The sequence below is a fragment of the Tistlia consotensis USBA 355 genome, assembly GCF_900177295.1.
In the GTDB taxonomy this organism is placed as follows: Bacteria; Pseudomonadota; Alphaproteobacteria; order Kiloniellales; family DSM-21159; genus Tistlia; species Tistlia consotensis.
In genome coordinates this window covers 69,745-94,060 of sequence record NZ_FWZX01000028.1, presented here as the reverse complement: position 1 = coordinate 94,060, position 24,316 = coordinate 69,745, and the positions used below count along the sequence as shown (strand labels likewise).

The following is a 24,316-nucleotide window of genomic DNA, read 5'->3' as shown; positions in this document are numbered from 1 at the left end:
CCTCCCAAGCCCGATAGGTCTTGCCCATGAACCGTAGTGAATCACGACCACTGCCGAGCGTCGAGACAAAGGCGCTTACTCGGACAAGCTCCTAGCCGGCGGACGGGCCCGGCAGGATCTCGCGCAGGAAGGGCGCGACGCCGAGGCTTCGGTTCCACTGGCGCGGATAGCCGAGCGAGACCTCCTCGAAGCGCGTGCCGTCGCGCCAGTCGGTGCGCCGCACGTGCAGGTGCCCGTAGACCACGACCTTGGCGTTGAAGCGGCGGTGCCAGTCCTCGGTCAGCCTGGTGCCGCACCAGGGCGAGAAGCGCGGCACGCGCGGGATGCGCACCAGCTCGTGGCGCAGCGGGTAGTGGTTGACCAGCACCGTCGGCAGGCCCTCCTCGATCTCCGAAAGGCGCCGCTCGGCCTCGGCGCAGCGCGCCCAGCACCAGGCCTCGCGCGTGTCGTGGGGGTCGGGGTTGAGCAGCACCTCGTCGGTGCAGACCGCCGACTCCTCGCGCGCCCAGGCGACGACCTCGTGGCGGGCGACGTGATCGGGCCGGAAGCTGTAGTCGTAGAGCAGGAACAGCGGCGCCACGACGCAGGGGCCGCCGGGCCCGGTCCAGAGCGGGTAGGGGTCCTCCGGCGTGACGACGCCGTGGTTCCGCGCCAGCGCGACCAGGGCGCGGTACTTGGCCTCGCCCGCCAGGTCGCCGGCGCCGCTCTCGCCCGGCATGGTCCAGAGCTCGTGGTTGCCCGGCACCCAGATCACCTTGGCGAAGCGCGGCGCCAGCAGCGCGAAGAGGCTCTCGATCTGGTCGAGCCGCTCGGCGATGTCGCCGGCCAGGATCAGCCAGTCGTCGGGAAAGGCCGGCAGGGCCTCGACCGCCTCGCGGTTCGAGGGGTTGGCCAGGTGCAGGTCGCTGATCGCAAGCAGGCGCATGGCGCCGACCGTAGCAGCGGCGCGTGAGCCGTGCAAAAGCCCAGGATGGGATGGTCAAACGCTTGTTACGGCGGGCTTATCGGTGCCCCACGACCTTGCATAGACAAGTCGAAGGCCGCAGCAACAAATTGGTGCCCCCATTCGCTTCACCCTGAGCTTGTCTGAACAGCCTGTCGAAGGGCGAAGCGAAAGCCGTACCGACGGTGCCGTATGGCTCCACCCTTCGACAGGCTCAGGATGAAGCCATCTTGAAGCGGTGACTGCGCGCGGCTGCTTCTGCTGCCCGCTTTCGCTCGCGGCGACCTGTCGAGGGACGTTAAGGCGCCGGCGCCCGCCTCTACCCGCCCAGGAACAGCCGGCCGACGTCGGGATCCTCGAGCAGCTCGGCGCCGCTGCCGGCGCGGGCGACCTGGCCGGAGACCAGGACGTAGCCGACGTCGGCGAAGTCCAGGCCCTTCTTCGCGTTCTGCTCGACCATGACGATGGTCTTGCCGTCGACGCGCTGCAGGTCGCCGAGGATCTCGAAGACCATGTCGATGAAGCGCGGCTCGAGGCCGATCGAGGGCTCGTCGATCAGCAGCACCTGGGGGTCCATGACCAGGGCGCGGGAGATCTCCAGCAGGCGCCGCTCGCCGCCGGACAGCACGCGTGCCGCCATGCGCCGGCGCTCGGCGAGCCGCGGGTACTTCTCGAACACCCGGTCGGCGGCCTGCTTCGCCTCGGCGGGCGCGCTCATCAGGTAGCCGCCCATCCAGAGGTTCTCCTCGACCGTCATGTCGGGGAAGACCGAGTTGTCCTGCAGCACGTAGGCGATGCCGGCGCTCCTCAGCTTGTCGTTGGGCTTGAGGCGGGTGACCTCCTTGCCGCCGATCGCGATGCTGCCGGCATAGATCGAGGTGAAGCCGAAGATCGAGTGCAGCACGGTCGACTTGCCGGCGCCGTTCGGCCCGATCAGGCAGAGCGACTGGCCCCGGCCGACCCGCAGCGAGACCTCGTGCAGGATCTCCATCGGGCCGTAGCCGGCGCGCAGGCCGTCGAGGGTCAGCAGGATGTCGTCGCCGGCCAGCCGCTCCAGGACGTCGAGCGACGGCGCGTCGGCGACGAAGCGCTCGGCCTCGCGCGCGACGTCGGTCACCGACATCACCGTGTCGACCGAGCCGAGCCCGTAGCCGGAGGCGCTGCGCCGGCCCTCGCCCTTGCCGGAACCGTCGTGGGGGCCCGCCATCAGTGCGCCCCCAGGTAGGCGTCGAGCACGCGCGGGTCGTTCTGGACCTCCTCGGGCCGGCCGTCGGCGAGCAGCTCGCCGTGGGCCAGGCAGTAGATGTGCTCGGCCAGGTTCATGATGACGCGCATGTTGTGCTCGATGACGAAGAGCGTGATGCCGAACTGCTCGTTGGCCCGCTTCAGGCGGTCGATCAGGCCGTTGATCAGCGTCGGGTTGATGCCGGCGGTCGGCTCGTCGAGCATCAGCATCTTCGGCTGGTTCATCAGCGCCATGGCGAACTCCAGCAGCTTCTGCTGGCCGAACGACAGCGAGCCGGCCTCGAGCTTGCGTTTGGGATAGAGCCCGACGAAGTCCAGCAGGTCGCCGGCGCGCTCCTCGCGCTCGGGGCTGCGCGCCTGGAACAGGTCGAGCAGGCGGGCGTCGCGCTGCGAGGAGGAGATCAGCATGTTCTCGACGCAGGTCATGCCGCCGTAGATGCGGGTCTGCTGGAAGGTCCGGATCAGGCCGAGCCGCGCGATGTCGACGACCCGGAGCCTGGAGATCTCCTGGCCCTCGAAGCGGATCGAGCCCTCGTCGATCGGGTGGTAGCCGACGATCGAGGAGAACAGCGTCGTCTTGCCCGAGCCGTTCGGCCCGATCAGCCCGACGATGCGGCCGGCCTCGACCTCGAGGCTGACGTTGCGGTTGGCCTGGACGCCGCCGAAGGCTTTCGAGACGCCGGCGACCTTGAGTATCGCGGTCATCGTGCCGTCTCCTCTGCGGTGCCGGACAGGTCGGCCTCGACGCGGCGGCCGAAGCGGTCGGGGAAGCGCTCGCGCAGCCAGCCCAGGATGCCCTGCGGGAAGAACACCACGATGATCACGATCAGCAGGCCGAGCGCGACCCGCTGCCAGCCCAGCAGGTAGGTCCAGGTCGCCTCCTTGATGACCTCGAACAGGACGGCGCCGATGACCGGCCCCCAGAGCGTGCCCTTGCCGCCGAGAATCGCCATCAGCACCATCCAGACGCCGAAGGTGGCGCCCGAGAAGGCCGTGTCGATCGGGTCGATGAAGCGCTTGAGGTTGCCGAGGATGCCGCCGGAGACGCCCAGAAAGACTGCCGCGATGACCCAGGCGGCGACCTTGATCCGGGTCGTCTGCAGGCCCATCGCCTCGGCCTTGTCCTCGTCGTCGCGGATCGCGTTGATCGCGAGGCCGAAGCGGGTGCGGTAGAGCCAGCCCAGCACCAGGAAGGTGACGGCCGCCAGGGCGAAGGCGAAGTAGTAGTAGAAGCGCGAGAGGTCGCCGATCACCTGGGGCGGGGTCGGCGGCACCATGCCGGAGCCGGCGCCGATCCACTCCCAGCTGTTGGCGACCTCGCCGGCGGCGACGCCGAGCCCGAGGGTGCAGATCGCGAAGTAGTGGCCGCGCATGCCGAGCACGAAGGCGCCGAGCACGGCCGCGGCCAGGGCGGCGAGCAGGGCGCCGACCGGCAGCCCGAGCGCCAGGCCTTCCAGGTAGTGCGGCAGGTCGAAGACGAAGGTCGCGCTGCCGCCGCCGCGCGCGCCGTTGTAGATGCCGATGTCGTAGAGCAGCCCGACCTGGGTCAGCACGCAGGCGTACATGCCGATGCCCAGGAAGACGACGTTGCCGAAGGAGTTGTAGCCCATCTGGCCGCCCGCCAGGTCCCAGGTCAGGGCGAAGACCACGAACAGCCAGAGCTCGGCCATCTGGGACTGGTAGGCCGGGAAGAGGAAGGGCGCGGCCAGGCCGACGGCCAGGATGGCGAGGCGGCCGGCGAGCTTCTTGTGCGCGTCGCTCATCGGGGCCTCACTTGAGGTACTGCCGCTTGCGGGCCAGGCGCCAGTTGCGCCAGACCAGCACGACGACGAGCAGCAGGAAGACGAAGGCCAGCTGGTACTGCGTGCCCAGCACGAAGCCGGCGACGTTCTCCGCGGCGCCCAGGCTGAGGCCCGCGGCGATGACGCCGGCGAGGTTCCCGAGGCCGGCCACGATGACGATCATGAAGGAGCGGATCGTGTAGGGCAGGCCGATGTAGGGGTGGACCGTGTAGGCCATCGCCACCAGCGCGCCGCAGGCGCCGCAGAGCGCCGCGTTGAGCCCGAAGGTCGCGGCGTAGACCCGGTCGGTGTCGATGCCGAGCACGCGCGCCGCCCGGGCGTTCTGTGCCGTCGCGCGGATCGCCTGGCCGAGCCGCGAGCGCCTGAGGAACAGCACCAGCACGACGGCGAGCACGGCGGCGAGGGCGAAGGACAGCAGCTTGATCTGGGCCAGGGTCACCATGCCGCCCATCAGCAGCAGCGTGCCGAGGTGGGCCTGGGCGACCTGCACGTCGCCGCCGAACACCGTGTTCATCAGCTGCTGCAGCACGATCGAGATGCCGAAGGTCGCGAGGATCGAGGTGAAGAGGTCGCGCTCGACGATGCGGAAGATGACCGTCCGGTAGAGCAGCCAGCCGAGCCCGAAGAGCAGCACGGCGGCGACCGGCACCGCGAGCAGCGGATGCACGCCGTGGGCCGACATGATGACCGCGACGTAGCCGCCGAGCATGACGAACTCGCCCTGGGCGATGTTGATGATGTTCATCACGCCCCAGACCAGGGCCATGCCGTAGGCGGCGAGCGCGAAGATGGCGCCGACCAGGATCCCGTTGAGCACGAGGTCCACCGTGATGGTCGGCGCCTGGACCAGAATCAGCAGATTGTCCAGCACGCTGCGAGACCGTTCCTGATGGTTGCGCGGAGCAGGGGAACGTGGGGGCGGGCGGGCCCCTCGACCCGCCCGCGCCCCGGGTCCCGCGTCAGTCGGTCGGCGCCGGCACGACCGCCTTGGTCTGCGCGAACTTCGACGGCGCGACGACCTCGTACTTGCCGTCGAGCACCTGGTAGAGCGCCATCGGCTTGGCGATGTTCTTGCCCGTGTCGTCGAACTTGATGGCGCCGTAGAAGGTCATCATGTCGGTCGACGCCAGGGCGTCGCGGACCTTCTGCGGGTCCAGCGAGCCGGCCCGCTCGAAGGCGTTGGCGTAGACCTCGACCGCGGCCGCCGATTCCGCCGCCTGGTACGGCGGCTCGTAGCCGTAGGCCTTGTCGAACTCCTTGGCGAAGTCCGCCGCCGTGCCGAACAGCTTGTCCGAGTAGGTCAGGCTCGGCGCCCACTGCGTGCCGCAGAGCGTGTAGGAGGCCGCCTTGCCGAACTTCTTGATGATGCCGGCCGCGTCGCAGTGGGTCATCGCCAGGATCGGCACGTGGATCTGCATCTGGTCGAGCTGGCGGATCGCCGTGGCCGCACCCTTGGAGTGGCCGGAGACGACCAGCATGTCGGGCTTGAGCGCCTTCACCTTGGTCAGGGTCGCGCTCATGTCGTTGAGGTCGCGCGGCAGCTCGTCGTCGATGACGACCTTCATGTTGTTCTTCTTCAGGTCTTCCAGCACGCCGGCGCGGACGTCCTGGCTGAAGTTGTCGTTCTCGAAGGCCAGGGCGACCTTCATCTCGCTCGGCTTCTTGCCCAGCGCCTCGGCGTTCTCGGCGGCCAGGGTCACGGCGCTGGCCAGGTACTTCTCCGAGGTCGAGAGGATCGCGAAGAGGTACTTGTAGTTGTTGGTGAAGAGCGAGCGCGAGGCGCCGTTGGCCTCGACCATCGGCACCTTGTGCTGCTCGGTGACCGGCGCGATCGCCTTGGTCATGCCCGAGGAGTAGGGGCCGAGCAGGAACTTGATGCCGTCCTGCTGGATCAGGCGCTCGGCGAGCTCGGCGCCGCGCGCCGGGGTCGACTCGTCGTCGTAGTACCTGACCTCGATCTTGTAGGTCTTGCCGCCGACCTTGACGCCGCCGGCGTCGTTGATCTTCTTGACCGCGAGGTCGTAGCCCTTCTGGGTGTGCCCGCCGTTGGTCGAGTACTTGCCGGTCAGCGAGACCGCGGCGCCGAGGGTGATGGTGTCGCCCGCCTGCGCGAAGACCGGCGCGGTCGTGAGACCGAGCGCGGCGACGGCAGCGAGGGCAAGCGTGCGGTGGTGCAGCATGCTTCGAGCCTCCCTGGTTCATGGCGGCCCGTCTGTGCGGGCCCTGTCTCGTCCGGACCGGTTTTCGGACCGGTCTCGGCAGCCTTTATAGGGGATTATCCCGGCACTGCATACCGCCCCCGGAAGCTGATCTCGCCGCCTGCCGATCTGTCGCAGCCAGCATCCCCGCCAGGGATCCTGGACGAGCCGGCGCGGTGCTGCCGAAATGGCGGATGCTGTCGCGGCGAGGACTGGCGCCGCTGGCGGGGCGCCGCCCGGAATTACTTGTCCGGGCGGGTGCGCCGGTCGGCTCGACTGTTCCGGATCTCGCCGTGGCGCGGCGGGACTGGCGTCGGCGGCGGACGATGCTCGCCGGCCGTCGCCGCCCGGCGCCGCTCAGAGGAACGGCAGCTCGACCAGCCGGCCGGGGATGCGCGTGCCGGCGCGCAGCACCTCGACCCGGTCGCCGGGCCGGCTGGCGGTCTCGATCAGGGCGAAGCCGATGTTGCGCTGCAGCCGCCAGGACCAGACGCAGTTGGTCAGGTCGCCGGCGCGCCGCTTGCCCGCCAGGATCGGCGCCCAGCGGCAGAGCGGTGTCGCGGGGGCGTCGCCCTCGAGCACGACGCCGAGCTGGTGGCGGCGCGGCCCTTCCGCCGCGACCCGGCGCAGTGCGGCGATGCCGATGACGTCGTCGGGGACCTCGAGGTCCAGGTAGCGCGCGAGCCGGACCTCGAAGGGGTTGGTCGCATCGTCGGTATCGCCGCCCCAGGACAGGAGGCCGCTCTCGATCCGCTCGCAGGCGTTCGGGTTGCCCGGGCCGATGTCCCAGGGGCGGCCGGCCTCGGCGACGATGTTCCACAGCTCCACGCCCCGGCTGCCGTCCATCAGGAACAGCTCGAAGCCGCCCTGCTTCGACCAGCCGGAGCGGATCACCACGACCGGGATGCCGGCGATCTCGGTCTGCCGGAACCAGAAGTACTTGAGCGTGCGCACCCAGTCGCCGCAGAGCGCCGCGACCACCGCCTCCGCCTTCGGTCCCTGCACCGCGAGCGGCGAGACGTCGGGCTCGCTGACCGTCACCTGCAGACCGCGTTCGGCGGCGATCGCCCGCGCCCAGAACAGGATGTTGGAATCGGCGATCGACAGCCAGTAGCGGTCCGCGTCGAGCTTCAGCAGGACCGGGTCGTTGATCAGCGTGCCGGCATGGTTGCAGAGCGCGACGTACTTGCCCTGGCCGACCTGGCAGCGGCCGAGGTCGCGCGGGCAGAGGATCTGGGCGAGGCGGGCGGCGTCGCGGCCGGTCAGCTCGACCTGGCGCTCGACGGCGACGTCCCACTGCGCGACGCCCTTCAGCAGGCGCCAGTATTCGCCCTCCGGATCGCCGTAGCCGGTCGGCATCAGCATGTGGTTGTAGGCCGTGAAGCTCGTGACGCCGGCGGCCAGCGTCGCCTCGAAGAAGGGCGAGGCACGCAGGCGGGTCGAGGGGGTGATCTGGTACATCGGCGCTTCTCCAGCGGGTTCGCCGGTCGGCCGCCGAAGCGGCCCCGTCGCGCCGGACATGTCATGGGGATTTGACAGGCCGGTCAAACTCGGCGATTGCACCCAATGGGTACATGAAAGTTATGACGGGGTTTGGCATGAGCCGGCGTCTGCCGCCGCTGTCCTGGCTGCGCGCCTTCGAGGCCTCTGCGCGACACCTGAGCTTCACCCATGCCGCCGCCGAGCTGGGGCTGACCCAGGCGGCGATCAGCAAGCAGGTCAAGGCGCTCGAGCTGCATCTGCACGAGCCGCTGTTCCAGCGCGGGCCGCGCAGCCTGGTGCTGACCAAGGTCGGGGCGGCCTACCTGCCGAAGGTGCGCGACGCCTTCGAGCGGCTCGCGCTCGGCACCGACGAGCTGTTCGGCAGCCGCCGCTCGGAGGTCCTGACGGTGCGCGCCGCCGTCGGCTTCTCGGTGACCTGGATCGCGCCGCGCCTGATCCGCTACCGCGAGCGCCATCCCGGCCGCCGGCTGCGCATCGTCAGCAGCATCTGGAACGAGGAGTTCGACCGCGAGCGCTTCGATCTGGACATCCGCTACGGCCGCGGCGGCTGGCCGAAGTTCCGCACCGACCGGCTGACCTGGGAGCGCCTGACGCCGCTCTGCAGCCCGGCGCTGCCGGCCGGCACGCCGCCGCTCGGGGAACCGCGGGATCTGCGTCACCACGCGCTCCTGCACGTGCTCGGCTACGAGCAGGGCTGGGCGACCTGGCTCAGCGCGGCCGGCGTCGAGGGGATCGATCCCGGCAGCGGCCTGCAGTTCGACACCTCCCTGCTGGCCTTCGAGGTCGCGGCGTCCGGCGGCGGCGTCGTGCTCGGCCGCTCCTCGATGTCCGCCGGCGTGCTCGCCTCGGGACGGCTGGTCGCGCCCTTCGAGCTGTCGGTCGAGGTCGAGGAGGCCTTCCACCTGCTCTCGCCGCTGGACGGCCGGGAGCACGCCGACGCCGCCGGCTTCCGCGCCTGGCTGCTGGACGAGGCGGCGGCCGAGCGGCCTGCGGGGCCCGGCTGACGACGGCTCGACGACGGCCCCGAGCGGGGGCAGACTGGATCGATTGACCCGAGGCCGCCGATGCCAGCCCCCGAAGCCCTGCCACCGCCGATGACCGGTCCCGCCGCCTGGATCGGTGCCGAGATGGCGCGTCACCCGGAGGCGTGGCTGGTCGAGCTGAGCGCCGCCGAGATCGCCGAGCTGGAGCAGGCGGCGCGGCACTACCTGTCCCTCGGCCGCGACCTGGGAGAGATCACCGCCGCCGACTTCCCGCTCGCCTCCTTCGGGGCGCATCTGCGGCGGCTGAAGCGGGAGCTGCTGCACGGCCGCGGCGTCGAGCTGCTGCGCGGCCTGCCGGTCGCCGGCTATTCGCAGGCCTTCGCCGCGACGATCTTCTGCGGGATCGGCGCGCACCTGGGCAGCGCGCGCTCGCAGAACGCGGCGGGCCACATCCTGGGCCACGTCCGCGACACCGGCGCCGACGGCCGCGACCCGAGCGTCCGGATCTACCAGACCCGAGAGCGCCAGACCTTCCATACCGACAGCGCCGACGTCGTCGGGCTGCTCTGCCTGCGTCCGGCGAAGCAGGGTGGGCGCTCGCTCCTGGTCAGCGCGCTCACGATCTACAACCGCATGCTGGCCGAGCGCCCCGACCTGCTGGCCCTGCTGTTCGACCCGATCGCCACGGACCGCCGGGGCGAGATTCCCGAGGGCGCCAGGCCCTACATGGAGATCCCGCCGCTCAGCTGGCACGAGGGCCGCCTGACGGTCTTCTACCAGCGCCAGTACATCGACAGCGCCCAGCGCTTCGAAGGCGCCCTGCGCCTGACCCCGGCCCACGTCGAGGCCCTCGACCTGTTCGACGCCCTGGCCAACGACCCCGAGCTGCACTTCGCCATGGACCTCCGGGCCGGCGACATGCAGTTCGTCTACAACCACAGCCAGCTGCACGACCGCACTGCCTTCGTCGACTGGCCGGAGCCCGGGCGACGGCGCCACCTGCTGCGCCTCTGGCTGTCGCTGGACGGCGACCGGCCGCTGCCGGACTGCTTCAGGGAGCGCTACGGCTCGATCGAGATCGGCAGCCGCGGCGGCATCGTCACGGCCCGGACCAGGCTGCACGCGCCGCTCGACTGAGCGGCGGCGGCAGCGAGCGGCCGGCGGTCACCGCCGGCCGGGGCCGGCACGGCGTGAGCGACCAGGATCAGGGCGGCGATCGCGGTTGGCAGCCGGCATCTGCTGCGACGGTTCATAGTCCATCCCTTCGCGATTTCCGGCAAAGCCGGATGGCAGCCTGGCGCCGCAGGGGTCGGCCAAAAAGAAACAGGCCGGACACCCGCCCGACGAACCCGGCCGACAGCGTGCATTACCCCATGTTAACCTTGGCGTCATGCAGTACGGAGCCGAAAATTGCAAGTTAACACGGCAACTTGTCAGGTTTATTTCAGTTTACTCTGTTAATCTTCCGCGAGCTTCTTGTCAGTTGACTCTTGCCGCAGTCGGATGGCTCACTTTCACCGGCATCGGACGAGCCGCCCCCGGGGCGTTCCAACCTGGGAGACCGACTCGACGCCGATGCCAATTGGGCAGGTGCAGTGGGGGCTCCTGCGGCTGACGGATAGCCGGCTGTGCGTTCGCCTGCGTCGGGGGTGACCCGGGCGAGCCTCGTGCGGCCGCCGGATCCGTAGACGGGGGGCGTACGCTTGGACAAGGCCCGGGACAAGGGTGTGGAGACGACGGGTTCGTCCGCGCCCCCGGTTCAGCCGGAGCGCGACCGACCGACGGTCAGTGCCGCCATGCCGATCGCCGTGGTCGGACTGTCCGGCCGCTTTCCGGGCGCACCGGACGTCGAGGCCTTCTGGGATCTGCTGAGCGGCGGCGGGACGGCCTTCCGGCCGGTGCCGCCGTGGCTCTGGGACGCGAAGCGCATCACCGATCCGAGCGGCGCGCGGCCGGGTACGACGCGCTGCGCCTGGGCCGGCATGCTGGACGGGGTCGATCGCTTCGACGCCGGCTTCTTCGGTTTCGGCGACGCCGAGGCGGCGGCCATGGATCCCCAGCACCGCCTGTTCCTGGAGGAATGCTGGCGCGCCCTGGAAGATGCCGGCTGCGCGACGCGCCGCCGCGGCACGGCGCGCTGGGGCGTGATCGTCGGCGGTGACGGCGGCGACTACGGCAGCCGCTGCGAGGCGGCGGGGGTGCCGCTGGTCGCCGAGGCGCTGACCGGCACCGTGGCCTCGGTGATGGCGGCGCGCATCGCGGCCGCGCTCAACCTCAAGGGCGGCGCCCTGGCCGTCGACGCGGCCTGCGCCTCGGCGCTGGCCGCCGTGCATCTGGCCTGCCAGAGCCTGCGCCGCGGCGAGACCGACCTGATGGTCGCCGGCGGCACCTCGGTCAGGACCATGCCGCGGCTGCACATCCTCTGCAGCCAGAGCGGCATGGTGACGGCCGAGCCGCTGTGCCGGCCCTTCGACGAGGCAGCTGACGGCTTCGTGATCGGCGACGCGGTGGCGGCCCTGGTGCTCAAGCGCCTGCCCGACGCCGAGCGTGACGGCGACCGCATCCACGGCGTCATCCGCGGCAGCGCGATGAACCACAACGGCGGCGCCGGCGGGCTGTCCGCCGCGGTGCCGAAGGCCCAGGCGGCGCTGCTCGAGAGCGCCTGGGCCGAGGCCGGCATCGAGCCCGACGCGATCGGCAGCCTGGAGTCCAACGGCACGGCCAGCCTGCTCGGCGACGCCATCGAGGTGCGCGCCCTGACCAGCGCCTTCCGCCGCACGACCGAGCGCGCCGGCTTCTGCGCCCTGGGCTCGGTCAAGGGCTCGATCGGCCACTGCCTGCACGCCGCCGGCGTCACCAGCCTGATCAAGCTGCTGCTCAGCCTGCGCCACCACGCCCTGCCGCCCTGCACCGGCTTCGAGCGGCCGAGCCGGCACCTCGACCTCGAGGGCTCGCCCTTCTTCGTCAACGGCGAGCTGCGCGCCTGGGAGGCCGAGCCGGGCCGGCGCCGCCTCGGCGCGGTGAGCGCCTTCGGCTTCAACGGCACCAACGTCCACATGGTCGTCGAGGAAGCGCCGGGGCCGATCCCGGCCAAGCGCCGGGCGGCCGGGCCGGCGTGCCTGCCGATCGTGCTGTCCGGCCACGAGGAGGCGGCGCTGGCGCGCCGAGCGGCCGACCTGCTGGCCTGGCTCGACCGGCAGGACGGCGCGCTCGACCTGGCGGCGCTGGCCTGCACCCTCATCGAGCGGCCGGCCTTCGCCTGGCGGGCCGCCTTCGTTGCCGCCGAGGAGGCCGAGTTGCGCGCGGGCCTGGCGCGGATCGCCGAGGGCCGCGAGGGCGGGGGCCTGCTGCGCGGCCGGGCCGCGGAGGTGCCGGAGGCGACGCGGCGGCTCTGGGCCCAGGCGCTCAAGGGCATCCAGGCCGACCTGAAGCCGGCGAAACGCGATCCGAAGGCCCTGCGGCGTCTCGTCGAGAGCCTGGCGGCGCTCTACGTGCAGGGCGGCGAGCTGCCGGTCGAGCTGCTCGTCGCCAGACCGCCGCAGCGGCTCGGCCTGCCGCCCTATCCCTTCGGCGGAAAGCGCTACTGGGTCGAGATTCCCGAGACGGCCGCCGCCGACCGCGCCGCGCCGGAGCAGCCCGCGCCGGCCGTTCCGGCGCCGGTCTCCGGCGCTGCCGTCCTGCCGGCTGTCGACGGCGGGCCGAGGCGCGATCCGACACGCGACCTGCTGTGCCGGCTGGTCGCGGAGCGGCTCGGCCGCGCCGTCGCGCCGTCGGAGGAGACGGTGAGCTTCGTCGGGCTCGGCCTGCGCTCGCTCGATCTCGTCCGCCTGATCGACGCCGTCGGCCGGGCGCTGGGCGTCGCTCTGCCGGCCTCGCTGCTGTTCGACTGCATCACGATCCAGGCTTTGGCGGCGCACCTGGAGGAGCATCACGCGGAGGCGCTGCAGGCTCTCGCCCCGGCTCCTGCCGGGGGCGGCGGCGCCCAGCCTTCAGCGGAATCGCCGGCCGAAGCGGCGGCGGCGGAGATCCCGGCGGCAGAGATCCCCGTGACCGAGATCCCGGTGACCGAGATCCCGGTGACCGACATCCCCCTGACGGTGTCGCAGCAGGGTGTCTGGGTGCTGCAGCAGAACTACCCCGGGATGGCGGCCTACAACGTCCCGCTCTGCCTCAGGGTCGACATCGCGCCGCCGGGCGCCCTGGAGCGCCTGCGCCGGCTCTGTGCCTGGATCGGCGAGCGCTGGCCGATCATGACCGCCGCGGTGGCGGTCGAGCAGGGCCGCCCGCTGCTGCGCGTCGGCGCCGGGGTCGCGCTGCCGCTCGAGGAGCAGGCCGCCGACGGCTGGAGCGAGGCCGAGCGGGTGGCCTGGCTGCGCGGGCGCGGCAAGATCCCCTTCGACCTGGCGCAGGGGCCCCTGGCCCGGCTGCACGTCCTGATCGACGGGGCAGGGGGCACCGCCTGGGTGCTGCTCTGCGTGCATCACCTGGTCACCGACGGCAGCTCGCTCGGGCGGATCGTCATCGGGCTGCGCGACGGCGACGCGCGTCTCGTCGCCGGTCGTCCCTTGCCCGGGCCGGACTCCTTCGAGGGCTGCGAACAGGCGCTCGCCGACGAGGCCGCGCGGCTGGCGGGCGCCGAGGGCGAGCGGCGCCGCGCCTACTGGCGCGCGGTGCTGGCCGGGCTGCCCGGACCGCTCGACCTGCCCCTCGACCGGCCGCGGCCGGCCGAGCGCTCCTACGCGGGCGCGACGCTGGTCCGTGCGATACCCGGGCCTCTGGTCGGGGCGCTGCGCGGCTTCGCGCGCGACCGGGGCCTCTTCGCCTCGACCGTGCTGCTGGGTGCCTGGCAGGCGCTGCTGGCGCGGCTCTCCGGCCAGCAGGACCTGGTCGTCGGCATGCCGATGAACGAGCGCGGGCCCGGGACCGAGGAGCTGGTCGGCCTCCACATCACCATGCTGCCGGTGCGCTGCGCCTTCGGGATGCGGCCGCTGGCCGAGGCGCTGCAGCGGCTGCAGCGCTCGATCGTCGACGGCATGGCGCATGTCCTGCCCTTCCCGGCGCTGGTGCAGGCCCTCGGCCTGGCCGGCGGGGCCGGGCGCGACCCGGTCTTCCAGGCCGCCTACTTCTTCCACGACGCGGCGATGCTGGCGCCGGGCGCCGGCGAGGACTGGCGCTGGATCGAGACGGTCAACCAGGAGGGCGAGTACGAGCTGGTCCTGGAGGTCTGGGAGCGCGACGACAGCCTGGAACTGCACCTCAAGTACGCCTCGGACCTGTTCGAGGAGCCGACGATCGCGTGCTGGGCGGGGCATCTCCTGACCCTGATCGAGGCCCTCGTCGCGGACGCCGAGCGGCCGCTGGCGGCGCTGCCGCTGCTCAGCGCGGCCGAGCGCGACGCGCTGCTCGCCGGGCCGGCGCGCGGCCCCGCGCCGGCGAGCTTGCCGAGCCTGGTGCCGGCGGCCGTGGCGCGGCAGGCGGCCGAGCGGCCCGAGGCGGTGGCGGTCTCCCAGGACGGCGAGACGCTGAGCTACGCCACGCTCTGGGCGCAGAGCGGCGCCGTGGCGGCGGCGCTGCGGGCGCGCGGCGTCGGGCGGGGCGACCGCGTCGGCCTCTGCCTGGAGCGCCGGCCGCAGCTGCTGCCGGCGCTGCTCGGCATCCTCAGGGCCGGGGCGGCCTACCTGCCGCTCGATCCGGCCTATCCCGCGGCGCGACTGGACTACATGGTCCGCGACAGCGGTGCCGCCTGGCTCCTCGGCGACCGCGCGACGGCGCAGGCGCTCGCGACCCTCGCGCCGGCCGGCGGCGGCTGGCTGGACGTCGAGGACCTCGTCGGCGAGGCGGGCGATCCGGGACCGGTTGCCGAGGACCTCGCCCCCGACGACCTGGCCGCCGAGGACTTGGCCGCCGACGATCTGGCCTACGTCATCTACACCTCGGGCAGCACGGGCCGGCCCAAGGGTGTCGCGGTGTCGCACGGCGCGCTCGCCAACCTCCTGACGGCGACCGCCGAGGCGGTCGGTCTGGGGGCGGAGGACCGCCTGCTGGCGGTGACCACGCTCTGCTTCGACATCGCCGGGCTGGAGCTGCTCGGCCCGCTGGTCGCCGGCGGCACGGTGGCGCTGGCCAGCGCCGAGACGGCGCGCGACGGCCAGCTGCTGGCGGCCGAGCTCGAGCGGGTCCGGCCGACGGTGATGCAGGCAACGCCCTCGACCTGGGCGATGCTGCTGCACGCCGGCTGGCGGAACCGGAGCGGGGTGCGGGTGCTGTGCGGCGGCGAGGCGCTGCCGGCCGCGCTGGCCGGCCGGCTGACCGCGCTGGGCGCGCCGGTCTGGAACCTCTACGGCCCGACCGAGGCGACGATCTGGTCGACCCTGGCGCGCGTCGAGCCCGGCGCGGCGGTGACCATCGGTCGGCCGCTGGCCGGCACCGAGGCCCACGTGCTGGACGAGCGGCTGGAGCCGGCGCCGGTCGGCGTCGCCGGCCACCTCTACCTGGGCGGCCGCGGCCTGGCGCGCGGCTACTGGGGCCTGCCCGGCCGCACGGCGGAGGCCTTCGTCGCCAGCCCCTTCGGCGCGGGCGCGCGGCTCTACCGCACCGGCGACCTGGCGCGCCGGCGGGCCGACGGCGGCCTGGAGTACCTGGGCCGCGCCGACCAGCAGGTGAAGGTCCAGGGCCACCGCATCGAGCTGGGCGAGATCGAGGCGCGCCTCGAGCAGCAGGCGACGGTGCGCCGGGCGGCGGTGGTCGCGCGCCCGACGCCGCACGGCAGCCAGCTCGTCGCCTGGTGCGAGCCGGCCTCGCCGGCCGGGCTCGACCCGGCGGCCCTGAAGGCGGCCCTGGCCGGATGGCTGCCGGCCTACATGGTCCCCGCGGTCGTCGTGCCGCTCGACGCGCTGCCCCAGACCGCGAACGGCAAGATCGACCGCAAGGCGCTGGCGGCGCGCGATCCCCTCGCCGACGGCGGCCCGCCGCCGGTCGCGCCCGCGGCGGCGGTCCCGGCCGCCGAGGCCGAGGCGCGGGTCCGGGCGCTCTGGGCGGAGGTGCTCGAGCGGCCGGAGCCGGCGCGCGACGTCGGCTTCTTCGAGCTGGGCGGCACCTCGGTCGCGGCGGTGCTGCTCGCCGCCCGGCTGGCCAAGGCCTTCGGGCGGCCGGTGCGCGCGACCGACGTGTTTCGCCTGCCGACCGTCGTCGAGCAGGCGGCCTGGCTGGGCGGCCCCGCGACGACCACGGCGCCGCCCGCCGCGGCGGCCGCGACGCCGCGGCCGGCCGTGCGGCAGGCGCCGGCCGAGCCCTCGCCGGTGCCCGAGGACGCGCTGGCGATCATCGGCATCGCCTGTACGGTGCCGGGCGCTGTCGGGCCGCGCGCCTTCTGGGAGCTGCTGGAGAGCGGCCGGGACAGCGGCCGCTTCCTCGACGCCGAGGCGCTGCGCGCGGCCGGCATCCCGGAGGCGACGATCCGCGATCCGCAGTACATCCCCGTGGCCCGCGCGATCGAGGGCAGGGACCTCTTCGACGCCGAGTTCTTCAATCTCTCGGCGCGCAACGCCGCGCTGATGGATCCCCAGCACCGGCTGCTGCTGCAGCACGCCTGGGCCGCGGTCGAGGACGCCGGCTATACGCCCGAGGCGATCCCCGAGACCGCGGTCTTCACGGCGACCAGCGGCAGCCTGCACCGCCCGGCGCTGCCGGACGATGGCTCCGGCTCGGCCAGCCAGGCCCTCGGCTCGGACGGCTACGTCGCCTGGCTGCTGTCGCAGGCCGGCACGGCGGCGACCACGATCTCCTACCAGCTCGGCCTGACCGGCACGAGCTGCGCGCTGCACACCAACTGCTCCTCCTCGCTGGTGGCCCTGCAGCAGGCCGCCCAGGCCCTGGCGAGCGGCGACGTCTCGACCGCGCTCGTCGGCGCCTGCAGCCTGCTGCCCGAGGGCCTGGTCGGCTATCGCCACGAGCCGGGGCTCAACTTCTCCGGCGACGGCCACTGCAAGACCTTCGACGCCCGCGCCGACGGCATGGTCGCGGGCGAGGGCGTCGCGGTCGTGCTGCTGAAGCGCGCGCGTGACGCCCTTGCCGACGGCGACGCGATTCATGCGCTGATCCGCGGCGTCGCCAGCAACAACGACGGCCAGGGCAAGGCCGGCTTCTACGCGCCCAGCGTCGCCGGCCAGGTGGCGGTGATCGGCAAGGCGCTGGCGCGCAGCGGCGTCGATCCGGCGACGATCGGCTACGTCGAGGCGCATGGCACCGGCACGGCGCTGGGCGACCCGATCGAGATCGCCGCGCTCAGCGAGGTCTATCGCCGCCACACCGACCGCCGGCAGTACTGCGCGATCGGCTCGGTCAAGACCAACCTCGGACACACCGACACGGCGGCCGGCCTCGCCGGCCTGATCAAGGTCGCGCTGAGCCTCGAGCGGGGCCTGATCCCGCCGAGCCTGCACTACGAGAGCCCGAACCCGGAGATCGACTTCGCGTCCTCGCCCTTCCGGGTCGCCGAGCGGCTGCAGCCCTGGCCGGCGGAGGCGGGCCGGCCGCGGCGCGGCGCGGTCAGCGCCTTCGGCATCGGCGGCACCAACGCCCATGCCATCCTCGAGGAGGCGCCGAAGCTGGCGACGGCGGCCGGGCCCGACGACGGCGGACCGGCGCTGATCGTGCTGTCGGCGCGCAGCGAGGCGCGGCTCAGCGCCTACGCGGAGGCGCTGCTGGGCTACCTGGAGCGGGAGAGCCCCGGCCTGCGGGCCATGGCCCACACCCTGCAGACCGGCCGGCGCGCCATGGCGCAGCGCCTGGCCTTCGTCGCGCCGGACCTGGCGACGGTGCGGCAGCGCCTCGCCGACTTCCTGGCGGGCCGGCGCGACGGGCTGCACGCCGGCGAAGCGACACCCGACGACGAGCTGCTCGCCGCCTTCGGCGACGCTGCGGCGGCCGGGGACCTGGTGGCGCGCTGGCAGGCGGAAGGGAAGCTCGACCGCCTGGCGGCGCTCTGGGTCCGCGGCCTGGAGGTCGACTGGCGCCGCCTCTATCCGGCCGGGCGCCCGCGCCGGATCGGCCTGCCGACCTATCCCTTCGCGCCGGAGTGCGACCGGCCGGAGGAGGCGTCCCGGGGCGCGCGCGCCGTCGCGCTGGCACCGGCGACGGACGCCGGCGGCAGCTGGGACGGCTACAGCTTCCTGCCGCACTGGCAGGCCGAGCCTTCCGGCAGCCATGCGCCGGCCCTGGGGCGCAACGGCGTGCTGCTGATCGTGGCTCCGGCGGAGCTTCAGGAGGCGGCGGTCAGCGCCGGCGCCTGGTACGGCGAGTGCCGGCCGGATGCGACGATCCTCCAGATCTGGCTCGACTCGGTCACGCGCGCGGTCTCCGACAGCGAATGGCGCTGCCGCCGCGACGACCCGCGGGGCTTCGCCGCCTGTCTCGGCGGCCGGCGGGTCGACACCGCGATCTTCCTCGGCGGCGCGCCGGCCGATCCCGGGGCCGCCGGCGCCGACCCGTCCCGCCTCTGCGGCGGGCCGGCCTCGGAGGAGGCCAACCTGCTGCGGCTCGTCGCGGAGCTGGGCGAGGGCGCGTCGACGGAGCATCCGGTCAACCTCTATCTCGTGACCCTGGACCGCTTCTCCGCGGCGGACGGCCTGACGGCCGGCGGCATCGGCGGCCTCGCCGGCCTGGGCTATGCCATCGCCCAGGGCGACCGCCGCTTCCGGCTGCGCAGCCTCGACGTCGAGGCTGCGGCTCTGCTGGGTGGCGAGCCGTCGGCCTCGCTCTGGCCGGCGCTGCTCGCCGAGCCGCCGAGCGAGCGCGGCGGCGTGGTGCGCTTCGCGGCCGGCGAGCGGTTCCGGCAGGTCTTCCGGAAGCTCGACTGGGGCGCCGAGCCGCCGGCGGGCGCGCTGCGCCACGGCGGCCTCTATCTCCTGGTCGGCGGCGCCGGCATGGTCGGCCGCGTGGTCAGCCGGCACCTGATGGCTCGCTATGGCGCCCGGATCGTCTGGATCGGCCGGCGGCCGGCCGACAGTCCGGAGGTCGGGGAAGCCTTCGCGGCGGTCTCGGCGGAAGTCGCGGCGGGCGCGCCGCAGCCGGTCTACCTCTCGGCCGACGCGGCCGACGCCGCCGCGCTCGACGCCGCCGTCGCCGAGGCCCGCAGGCGCTTCGGTCGCATCGACGGCGCCTTCCATACGGCCATGGCGATCGAATCCGACGTCGCCGGGCGGCCGGCCGAGGAAGCCCTGGGCGAGGTCTGTGCGGTCAAGACGCGCGGCCTGCTGAACCTCCATCGCGCGCTGGAGGCGGAGGGACCCGACCAGCGCCCGGATTTCCTCTGCGTCTTCTCGTCGGTCCAGGCCTTCGCCTTCCTGACCGCGCGCGAGACCGCGGCCTATGCCGCGGCGGTCGCCGGCAGCGACAGCCTGGTGCGGGCGCTGAGCGGACGAAGCCCGCTGCCCCTCGGCCTGATCCACTGGGGCTACCTGCGGACCACCATCGCCGGGACGGCGATGGCCGGGCGCATCGAGGGCCACTACGACATGGTGGCCGACGAGGAGCTGTGCGGCTTCCTCGAGCAGGTCCTCGCCGCCCTGTCGCGCGGCACGCTCGCCGAGGCGACCTGCGTCAGGGCCTCGCGCGCGGTCCAGGACCTCATGCCGGTCGAGGAGCCGGCCCTGCGGCTGGCCGGCAGCCGGCAGGCTCCCCGCTTCCTGGATCGGGTCGACGCCGGCGCCCTGGCAGCGACGGTGCCGCAGCCCGATTGGTCGGAGATCGAGCTGCGCGCCCTGGCGCTGTTCTGGGCGCAGCTCCGGCGCATGGGCATCCTGGACCGGCCCGGGCCGATCGAGGACATCGAGGCGTTGCGCCGCCGGGCCGGCGTCGTCGAGCGGCACGGCCGCTGGTGGCGGGAGGTGATCTCGACCCTGCTGCCGGCCTCGGGTGCGGTCGAGTGGCGGGACGGCCGGCTCTGGGTGACCCGGGTCCTGGAGGAGCCGGGGATCGAGGCCGCCTGGCACGGCTGGGAGGAAGGCCGCGCCGAGTGGCTGGCCGATCCCCAGCTCTTCGCGGTCGTCGACCTGTTCGACGCCTGCCTGCGTGCCCTGCCGGAGGTGCTGAGCGGCAAGGCGCGGGCGACCGACGTGATCTTCCCCGACGGCTCGCTGGACCGGGTCGCCGGGCTCTACGCCGGCAGGCCCTATCCCGACTCGCTGAACCTGCAGGTCGCCGCCGCGGTCGAGGCCTTCCTGCGCCATCGCCGGGAAGCCGACGGCCGGACGCGCCTGCGCGTCCTGGAGATCGGCGCCGGCACCGGCGGGACCAGCGCCAAGGTCCTGCCGGTCCTCGACCCCTGGGGCGAGGCGATCGGCGAGTACTGCTTCACCGACGTCTCGGGCGCCTTCCTGCTGGCCGCGCAGGAGCGCTTCGGCGAGGGCCGGCCCTGGTTCCGCACGGCCCGCTGCGACATCGCCAGGCCGCTCGCCGGGCAGGGCCTGGAGACCGGCGCCTACGACCTCGTGATCGCGACCAACTGCCTGCACGCCACCCCGGACATGCGCGCGACCCTGCGCCACGCGACCTCGGCCCTGGCCGGGCACGGCCTGCTGGTCGTCAACGAGGGCGTCGACAAGTCGACGATCGGCACGCTGATCTTCGGGCTGCTCGACGGCTGGTGGCTCTCCGAGGACGAGGTCCTGCGCGTGCCCGGCTCGCCGCTGCTGGGCAGCGCGACCTGGCAGCGCCTGCTCCGCGAGCGGCACTTCACGCCGCTGGTCCTCGACAACCCGGGCGTGGCGACGCAGCAGGTGATCCTCGCCGAGAGCCGCGGCCTGGCCGAGCCGGACGAGGCCGTGCCGCCGCCGGCCGCAGCGGCGCCGATCCCGCAGCCTGCGACCTCCCGGCCGGCAGCGCCGGCGCCGGGCTCCGACCTCGTCGCCCTGATCCGCGCCTGCCTCGCCGAGACGCTGAAGGGCGAGGCCGCACGCTTCTCGGGCTCAGTGCCCTTCTCGGACTACGGCCTGGATTCGATCCTCGGCGTGACCTTCGTGAAACGGCTCGGCGAGCGCCTCGGCACTAGCCTCGAGCGCACCCTGGTCTACGACTACGCGACGATCGACGCCCTGGCCGGGCACTTGCGCTCGCTCGTGTCTGCCGCGCCGGCGACAGAGCCCGCTGCCGCGAAGCCGCTGCCAGCCGCCGCGCCGGCGCCGCGGCGGGGCGGGCGGACGGCGCCGGATGCCGCGACCGCGCCGATCGCCGTGGTCGGCTTCTCGCTGCAGCTGCCCGGCGCCGGGGAGCCGGAGGCCTTCTGGGACGGCCTGATCGCGGGGCGCGACGGCATCGGCGAGCTGCCGCCGGCCTTCGCCGGTGACGGCCGGCGGCTGCGCGGCGCCCTGCTGGCCGACCGCGACGGCTTCGACGCCGCCTTCTTCGACCTGCCGGAGGCGGCGGAGCTGGCCGGCATGAGCCGCCACCAGCGGCTGGTCCTGGAGGAGGGCTGGCGGGCCCTGGAGGACGCGGGCTACGACCCGCGCGGCCTCGCCGGGCAGGCGGTCGGCGTGTTCGTCGGCGCCGAGCCCTTCGGCGCCGTCTCGGGCTCGTTCAGCGGCGATTCCGATGCGATCGTCGCCGCGCGCCTGTCCTACCTGCTCGACCTCAAGGGCCCGGCCCTGGCCGTCAACACGGCCTGCTCGGCCGGTGCCGCTGCCGTGCACCTGGCCTGCGACAGCCTGCGGCTCGGCACCAGCCGGATGGCGCTGGCCGGCGGCGTCGCGGCCTCCCTGTCGGCCGAGGCGCTGCGCCACGTCGGCTCGATCGACCTGCTGTCGCCGAGCGGCCGCTGCCTGCCCTTCGCCGAGGGCGCCGACGGCACGGTGCTGACCGAGGCGGCGGCGATGGTCGTGCTGAAGCGGCTCGACGACGCCCTGGCCGACGGCGATCCGATCCGCGGCGTGATCGTCGCCTCGGGCATGAACCAGGACGGCGCCAGCAACGGCATCACCGCGCCCAACGGCCGGGCGCAGGAGGCGCTGCTGCTCGATACCTGGCGTCGCTTCGGCGTCGAGGCCGGGCGGATCACCCAGGTCGAGGGGCACGGCACCGGCACGCCGCTCGGCGACGCGGTCGAGGGCAATGCGCTGATCCGCGCCTTCCGGCGGACGACCGCCCAGTCCGATGGCCGCCAGGGCTTCTGCACGCTCGGCACGGCCAAGACCCACATCGGCCACACCGGCGCCGCCTCGGGCGTGGTCGGCCTGATCAAGCTGCTGCTCGCCCTGCGCCACCGGACGATCCCCGGGCCGCTGCACGCCGCCGCGCCGAATGCCATGATCGCCTTCGAGGGCTCGGCGCTGCGGCTCGCCGACCGCACGACGGCCTGGACGTCACCTGACGGCGGGCCGCTGACAGCGGCGCTCAACGCCTTCGGCCACAGCGGCACCAACGTGCACCTGGTCGTCCGCGCCCTCGACGAAGCGCGCGAGGCGCCACCGGCTCCCGCTGCGCCATACGGAGGTCGGTGGATCGTGCCGCTCTCCGCGCCGAGCGCCGAGCGGCTGCCGGAGCAGGCCGGCCGGCTGCTGGCCTGGCTGCGCGCCGCCGAGCCGGCGCCGGCCCTGGCCGAGATCGCCTGGACGCTGCAGAGCGGCCGGGCCGCGCATCGCCATCGCCTGGCGATCCTGGCCGGGGACGTCGGCGACCTGGCGGAGGCGCTGGCCGCCGTCGTCGAGGGGCGTGGTCTGCCGGCCGATGCCCGGGGCGGCGTCGCCGCGCCGGAGGGCGCAGCAGCCCCGGCAGCCGACGCCGCGCCGTTCGCGGTCGCCGAGGCCTGGGTCGCCGGCGTGCCGGTCGACTGGCGGGCGCGGCTCGCGGGTGCGCCGCCCCGTCGGCTGCACCTGCCGCCGAGCCTGCTGCACAAGGGGCCGGGCAAGCCCGCCGGCACGGCTTCGCCGGCCGCCGCGGCGACGGCCGTGCCGGCCGGAGAGACCGCCACCGACCCGGCCGCGGCGGCCGCTGCCCTGCTGTGCCGCCTGATCGCCGACGCGCGCGGCCGGCCGCTCGCCACTGCGGAACGGGGCGGCCGCCTGAGCGACCTGGGCCTGACCTCCCGCGCCCTGGTCTCGCTGGCCGCCGCCCTGGAGCGGGAGCTCGGCGTGCGGATCCTGCCCTCGGTCCTGTTCGACCATCCGACGATCCCCCAGCTCGCCGGCCATCTCGCGGAGAGCCAGGGCGCGGCGCTGGCGGGGCTGACGCAGCCGGCCGGGGAATGGATCGCCGGGAAGCCGGTCGCCGAGACGCCGGCTCCGGCGCCGGAGCCGGACGACACGCTGGCCGCCCTGGAGGCGCTGCGCGACGGCGCGCTCAGCTACGAGGAGGCGCGGGCGCGCCTCGCGGGGACGACGCGATGAGCGAGCTCGGGACCCTCGACGGGCTGATCGAGCGCTACCGGGAGGGCGGCCTGTCGCGGGCCGAGGTCCTGGCCGAGCTGGAGCGCCTGGCCCCGGCCGCCACCGCCGCCGTCGGCCCCGGTCCCGACCTGCTCCCCGATCCGACGCCGGTCACCCTGCCGCTGACCGCGACCCAGCAGGGCCTCTGGGCGCTCCAGCGCACCCGCCCCGGCACGACGGCCTACAATGTCCCGCTGCTGCTGCGGGTCCGCCTGGGCGACGCCGGCGCGGCGGCACGCCTGCGCGCCGTCTCGGCCTGGCTGGGCCGGCACTGGCCGCTCCTGACGGCCTCGGTCACGACGGCGGGTGGCGGGCCGCTGCTGAGCGTCCGGACCGGCGCCGAGCTGCCGCTGGAAAGCCAGGCGGCCAGGGGCTGGAGCGAGGCCGAGCGGCTGGCCTGGCTGCGCACGCGGGTCGAGCGGCCCTTCGATCCCGGCCGGGAGCCGCTGGCCCGCCTCCATCTGCTCGAGGATCCGGCCGCGGGCCGCGCCTCGCTGCTCTTCGTCGGCCATCACCTCGTCGTCGACGGGCGCTCGCGCGGCCTGATCGCCGCGGGCCTTCGCCAGGCCTGGGACAGTCTCCTGGTGGGCCGGCCACTGCCCGAGCCCCGCTCGCCGGCCGTCGCGCTCGAGCCCTATCGCCGGACCGTGGCGGCCGAGCGGGAACGGCTGGCCGGCGGGGAGGGAGCCCGGCGCCTCGCCTTCTGGCGGGAGGCGCTGGCCGAGCTGCCGGAGCCGCTCGACCTGCCGCTGGATCGTCCGCGGGCGGCCGGGCGGTCCGATGCCGGGGCGAGCAGGGTGCGGCGGCTGCCCGACGATCTCGCGAGCGCGGTGCGGGACTTCGCGCGCCGCCGCGGGCTCTTCCCTTCGACGGTGCTGCTCTGCGCCTGGCAGGCGCTGCTGGCGCGCCTCGGCGGCCGCCAGGACCTGGTCGTCGGCATGCCGCTGGACGAGCGCGACGCGGCGACGGCCGGCCTGGTCGGGCTGTTCATCACGATGCTGCCGGTCCGCGCGCCTGGCTTCGGCGCTCGGCCGATGAGCGAGGCGCTGCAGCGGCTGCAGCGCAGCCTGGTCGACGCCATGGCCAACGTGCTGCCCTTCCCGGCACTGGTGCGCGGCCTCGGCCTGGGCGGCGGGAGCGGGCGCGACCCGGTGTTCCAGAGCGCCTTCTTCTACCAGCTCCTCGACTGGCGGGACGGCCTCGCCGACGGCGACTGGAGCATCGG

At 73.9% G+C, this 24,316-nt stretch carries 11 protein-coding genes (1 of these 11 cut by a window edge); 4 read left to right on the top strand and 7 right to left on the bottom strand.

What is annotated here, in order from left to right; all coding sequences use genetic code 11:
• Window positions 1-91 precede the first annotated feature (91 nt).
• The 7 genes from B9O00_RS25275 to B9O00_RS25245 all read right to left on the bottom strand — a co-directional run bounded on the left by B9O00_RS25275 (window position 92) and on the right by B9O00_RS25245 (window position 7,649).
• Window positions 92-925, bottom strand: a complete 834-nt coding sequence (locus tag B9O00_RS25275; protein WP_085125496.1) for a metallophosphoesterase family protein — start codon at window positions 923-925, stop codon at window positions 92-94.
• Window positions 926-1,262: 337 nt separating this feature from the next.
• Window positions 1,263-2,150, bottom strand: a complete 888-nt coding sequence (locus B9O00_RS25270; RefSeq protein ID WP_200808658.1) for an ABC transporter ATP-binding protein — start codon at window positions 2,148-2,150, stop codon at window positions 1,263-1,265.
• Window positions 2,150-2,893: an ABC transporter ATP-binding protein gene (locus tag B9O00_RS25265; protein WP_085125495.1), complete on the bottom strand. Its 744-nt coding sequence runs from the start codon at window positions 2,891-2,893 to the stop codon at window positions 2,150-2,152. Before B9O00_RS25265 ends, B9O00_RS25270 begins: the two co-directional genes overlap by 1 nt.
• Entirely contained in the window at window positions 2,890-3,951 is a 1,062-nt protein-coding gene (locus tag B9O00_RS25260) for a branched-chain amino acid ABC transporter permease (RefSeq protein ID WP_085125494.1), read from the bottom strand. Before B9O00_RS25260 ends, B9O00_RS25265 begins: the two co-directional genes overlap by 4 nt.
• Window positions 3,952-3,958: 7 nt before the next feature.
• Window positions 3,959-4,861 carry a branched-chain amino acid ABC transporter permease gene (locus B9O00_RS25255; protein WP_200808657.1) on the bottom strand — a complete coding sequence of 301 codons (903 nt, stop codon included), beginning with the start codon at window positions 4,859-4,861 and terminating at the stop codon, window positions 3,959-3,961.
• Window positions 4,862-4,949: 88 nt separating this feature from the next.
• Window positions 4,950-6,170 carry an amino acid ABC transporter substrate-binding protein gene (locus tag B9O00_RS25250; protein ID WP_085125493.1) on the bottom strand — a complete coding sequence of 407 codons (1,221 nt, stop codon included), beginning with the start codon at window positions 6,168-6,170 and terminating at the stop codon, window positions 4,950-4,952.
• A gap of 375 nt (window positions 6,171-6,545) precedes the next feature.
• Window positions 6,546-7,649 (bottom strand): glycine cleavage T C-terminal barrel domain-containing protein, encoded by a 1,104-nt coding sequence (locus B9O00_RS25245; RefSeq protein WP_085125492.1) that lies wholly within the window; start codon window positions 7,647-7,649, stop codon window positions 6,546-6,548.
• A gap of 137 nt (window positions 7,650-7,786) precedes the next feature.
• Between B9O00_RS25245 and B9O00_RS25240 the strand changes: the two genes are divergently transcribed.
• From B9O00_RS25240 to B9O00_RS32705, 4 genes are all read left to right on the top strand, one after another.
• Complete coding sequence (locus B9O00_RS25240; protein WP_085125491.1) at window positions 7,787-8,695, top strand: LysR substrate-binding domain-containing protein; 909 nt, start codon at window positions 7,787-7,789, stop codon at window positions 8,693-8,695.
• Window positions 8,696-8,755: 60 nt separating this feature from the next.
• Window positions 8,756-9,811: a TauD/TfdA family dioxygenase gene (locus B9O00_RS25235; protein WP_200808656.1), complete on the top strand. Its 1,056-nt coding sequence runs from the start codon at window positions 8,756-8,758 to the stop codon at window positions 9,809-9,811.
• 659 nt (window positions 9,812-10,470) lie between these two features.
• Complete coding sequence (locus B9O00_RS25230) at window positions 10,471-23,052, top strand: non-ribosomal peptide synthetase (RefSeq protein ID WP_085125490.1); 12,582 nt, start codon at window positions 10,471-10,473, stop codon at window positions 23,050-23,052.
• Window positions 23,049-24,316: the 5' end (the start) of a non-ribosomal peptide synthetase gene (locus tag B9O00_RS32705; RefSeq protein ID WP_089229793.1), read on the top strand. Its footprint extends 24,394 nt past the window's final position; only the first 1,268 of its 25,662 coding nucleotides appear in the window; the start codon lies at window positions 23,049-23,051; its stop codon lies beyond the right edge, outside the window. Before B9O00_RS25230 ends, B9O00_RS32705 begins: the two co-directional genes overlap by 4 nt.

Excerpts from the sequence above, each read along its gene's own strand:
- B9O00_RS25275 (WP_085125496.1), bottom strand. The coding sequence starts at position 925 with ATGCGCCTGCTTGCGATCAGCGACCTGCACCTGGCCAACCCCTCGAAC.
- B9O00_RS25270 (WP_200808658.1), bottom strand. The coding sequence starts at position 2,150 with ATGGCGGGCCCCCACGACGGTTCCGGCAAGGGCGAGGGCCGGCGCAGC.
- B9O00_RS25265 (WP_085125495.1), bottom strand. The coding sequence starts at position 2,893 with ATGACCGCGATACTCAAGGTCGCCGGCGTCTCGAAAGCCTTCGGCGGC.
- B9O00_RS25260 (WP_085125494.1), bottom strand. The coding sequence starts at position 3,951 with ATGAGCGACGCGCACAAGAAGCTCGCCGGCCGCCTCGCCATCCTGGCC.
- B9O00_RS25250 (WP_085125493.1), bottom strand. The coding sequence starts at position 6,170 with ATGCTGCACCACCGCACGCTTGCCCTCGCTGCCGTCGCCGCGCTCGGT.
- B9O00_RS25245 (WP_085125492.1), bottom strand. The coding sequence starts at position 7,649 with ATGTACCAGATCACCCCCTCGACCCGCCTGCGTGCCTCGCCCTTCTTC.
- B9O00_RS25240 (WP_085125491.1), top strand. The coding sequence starts at position 7,787 with ATGAGCCGGCGTCTGCCGCCGCTGTCCTGGCTGCGCGCCTTCGAGGCC.
- B9O00_RS25235 (WP_200808656.1), top strand. The coding sequence starts at position 8,756 with ATGCCAGCCCCCGAAGCCCTGCCACCGCCGATGACCGGTCCCGCCGCC.
- B9O00_RS25230 (WP_085125490.1), top strand. The coding sequence starts at position 10,471 with ATGCCGATCGCCGTGGTCGGACTGTCCGGCCGCTTTCCGGGCGCACCG.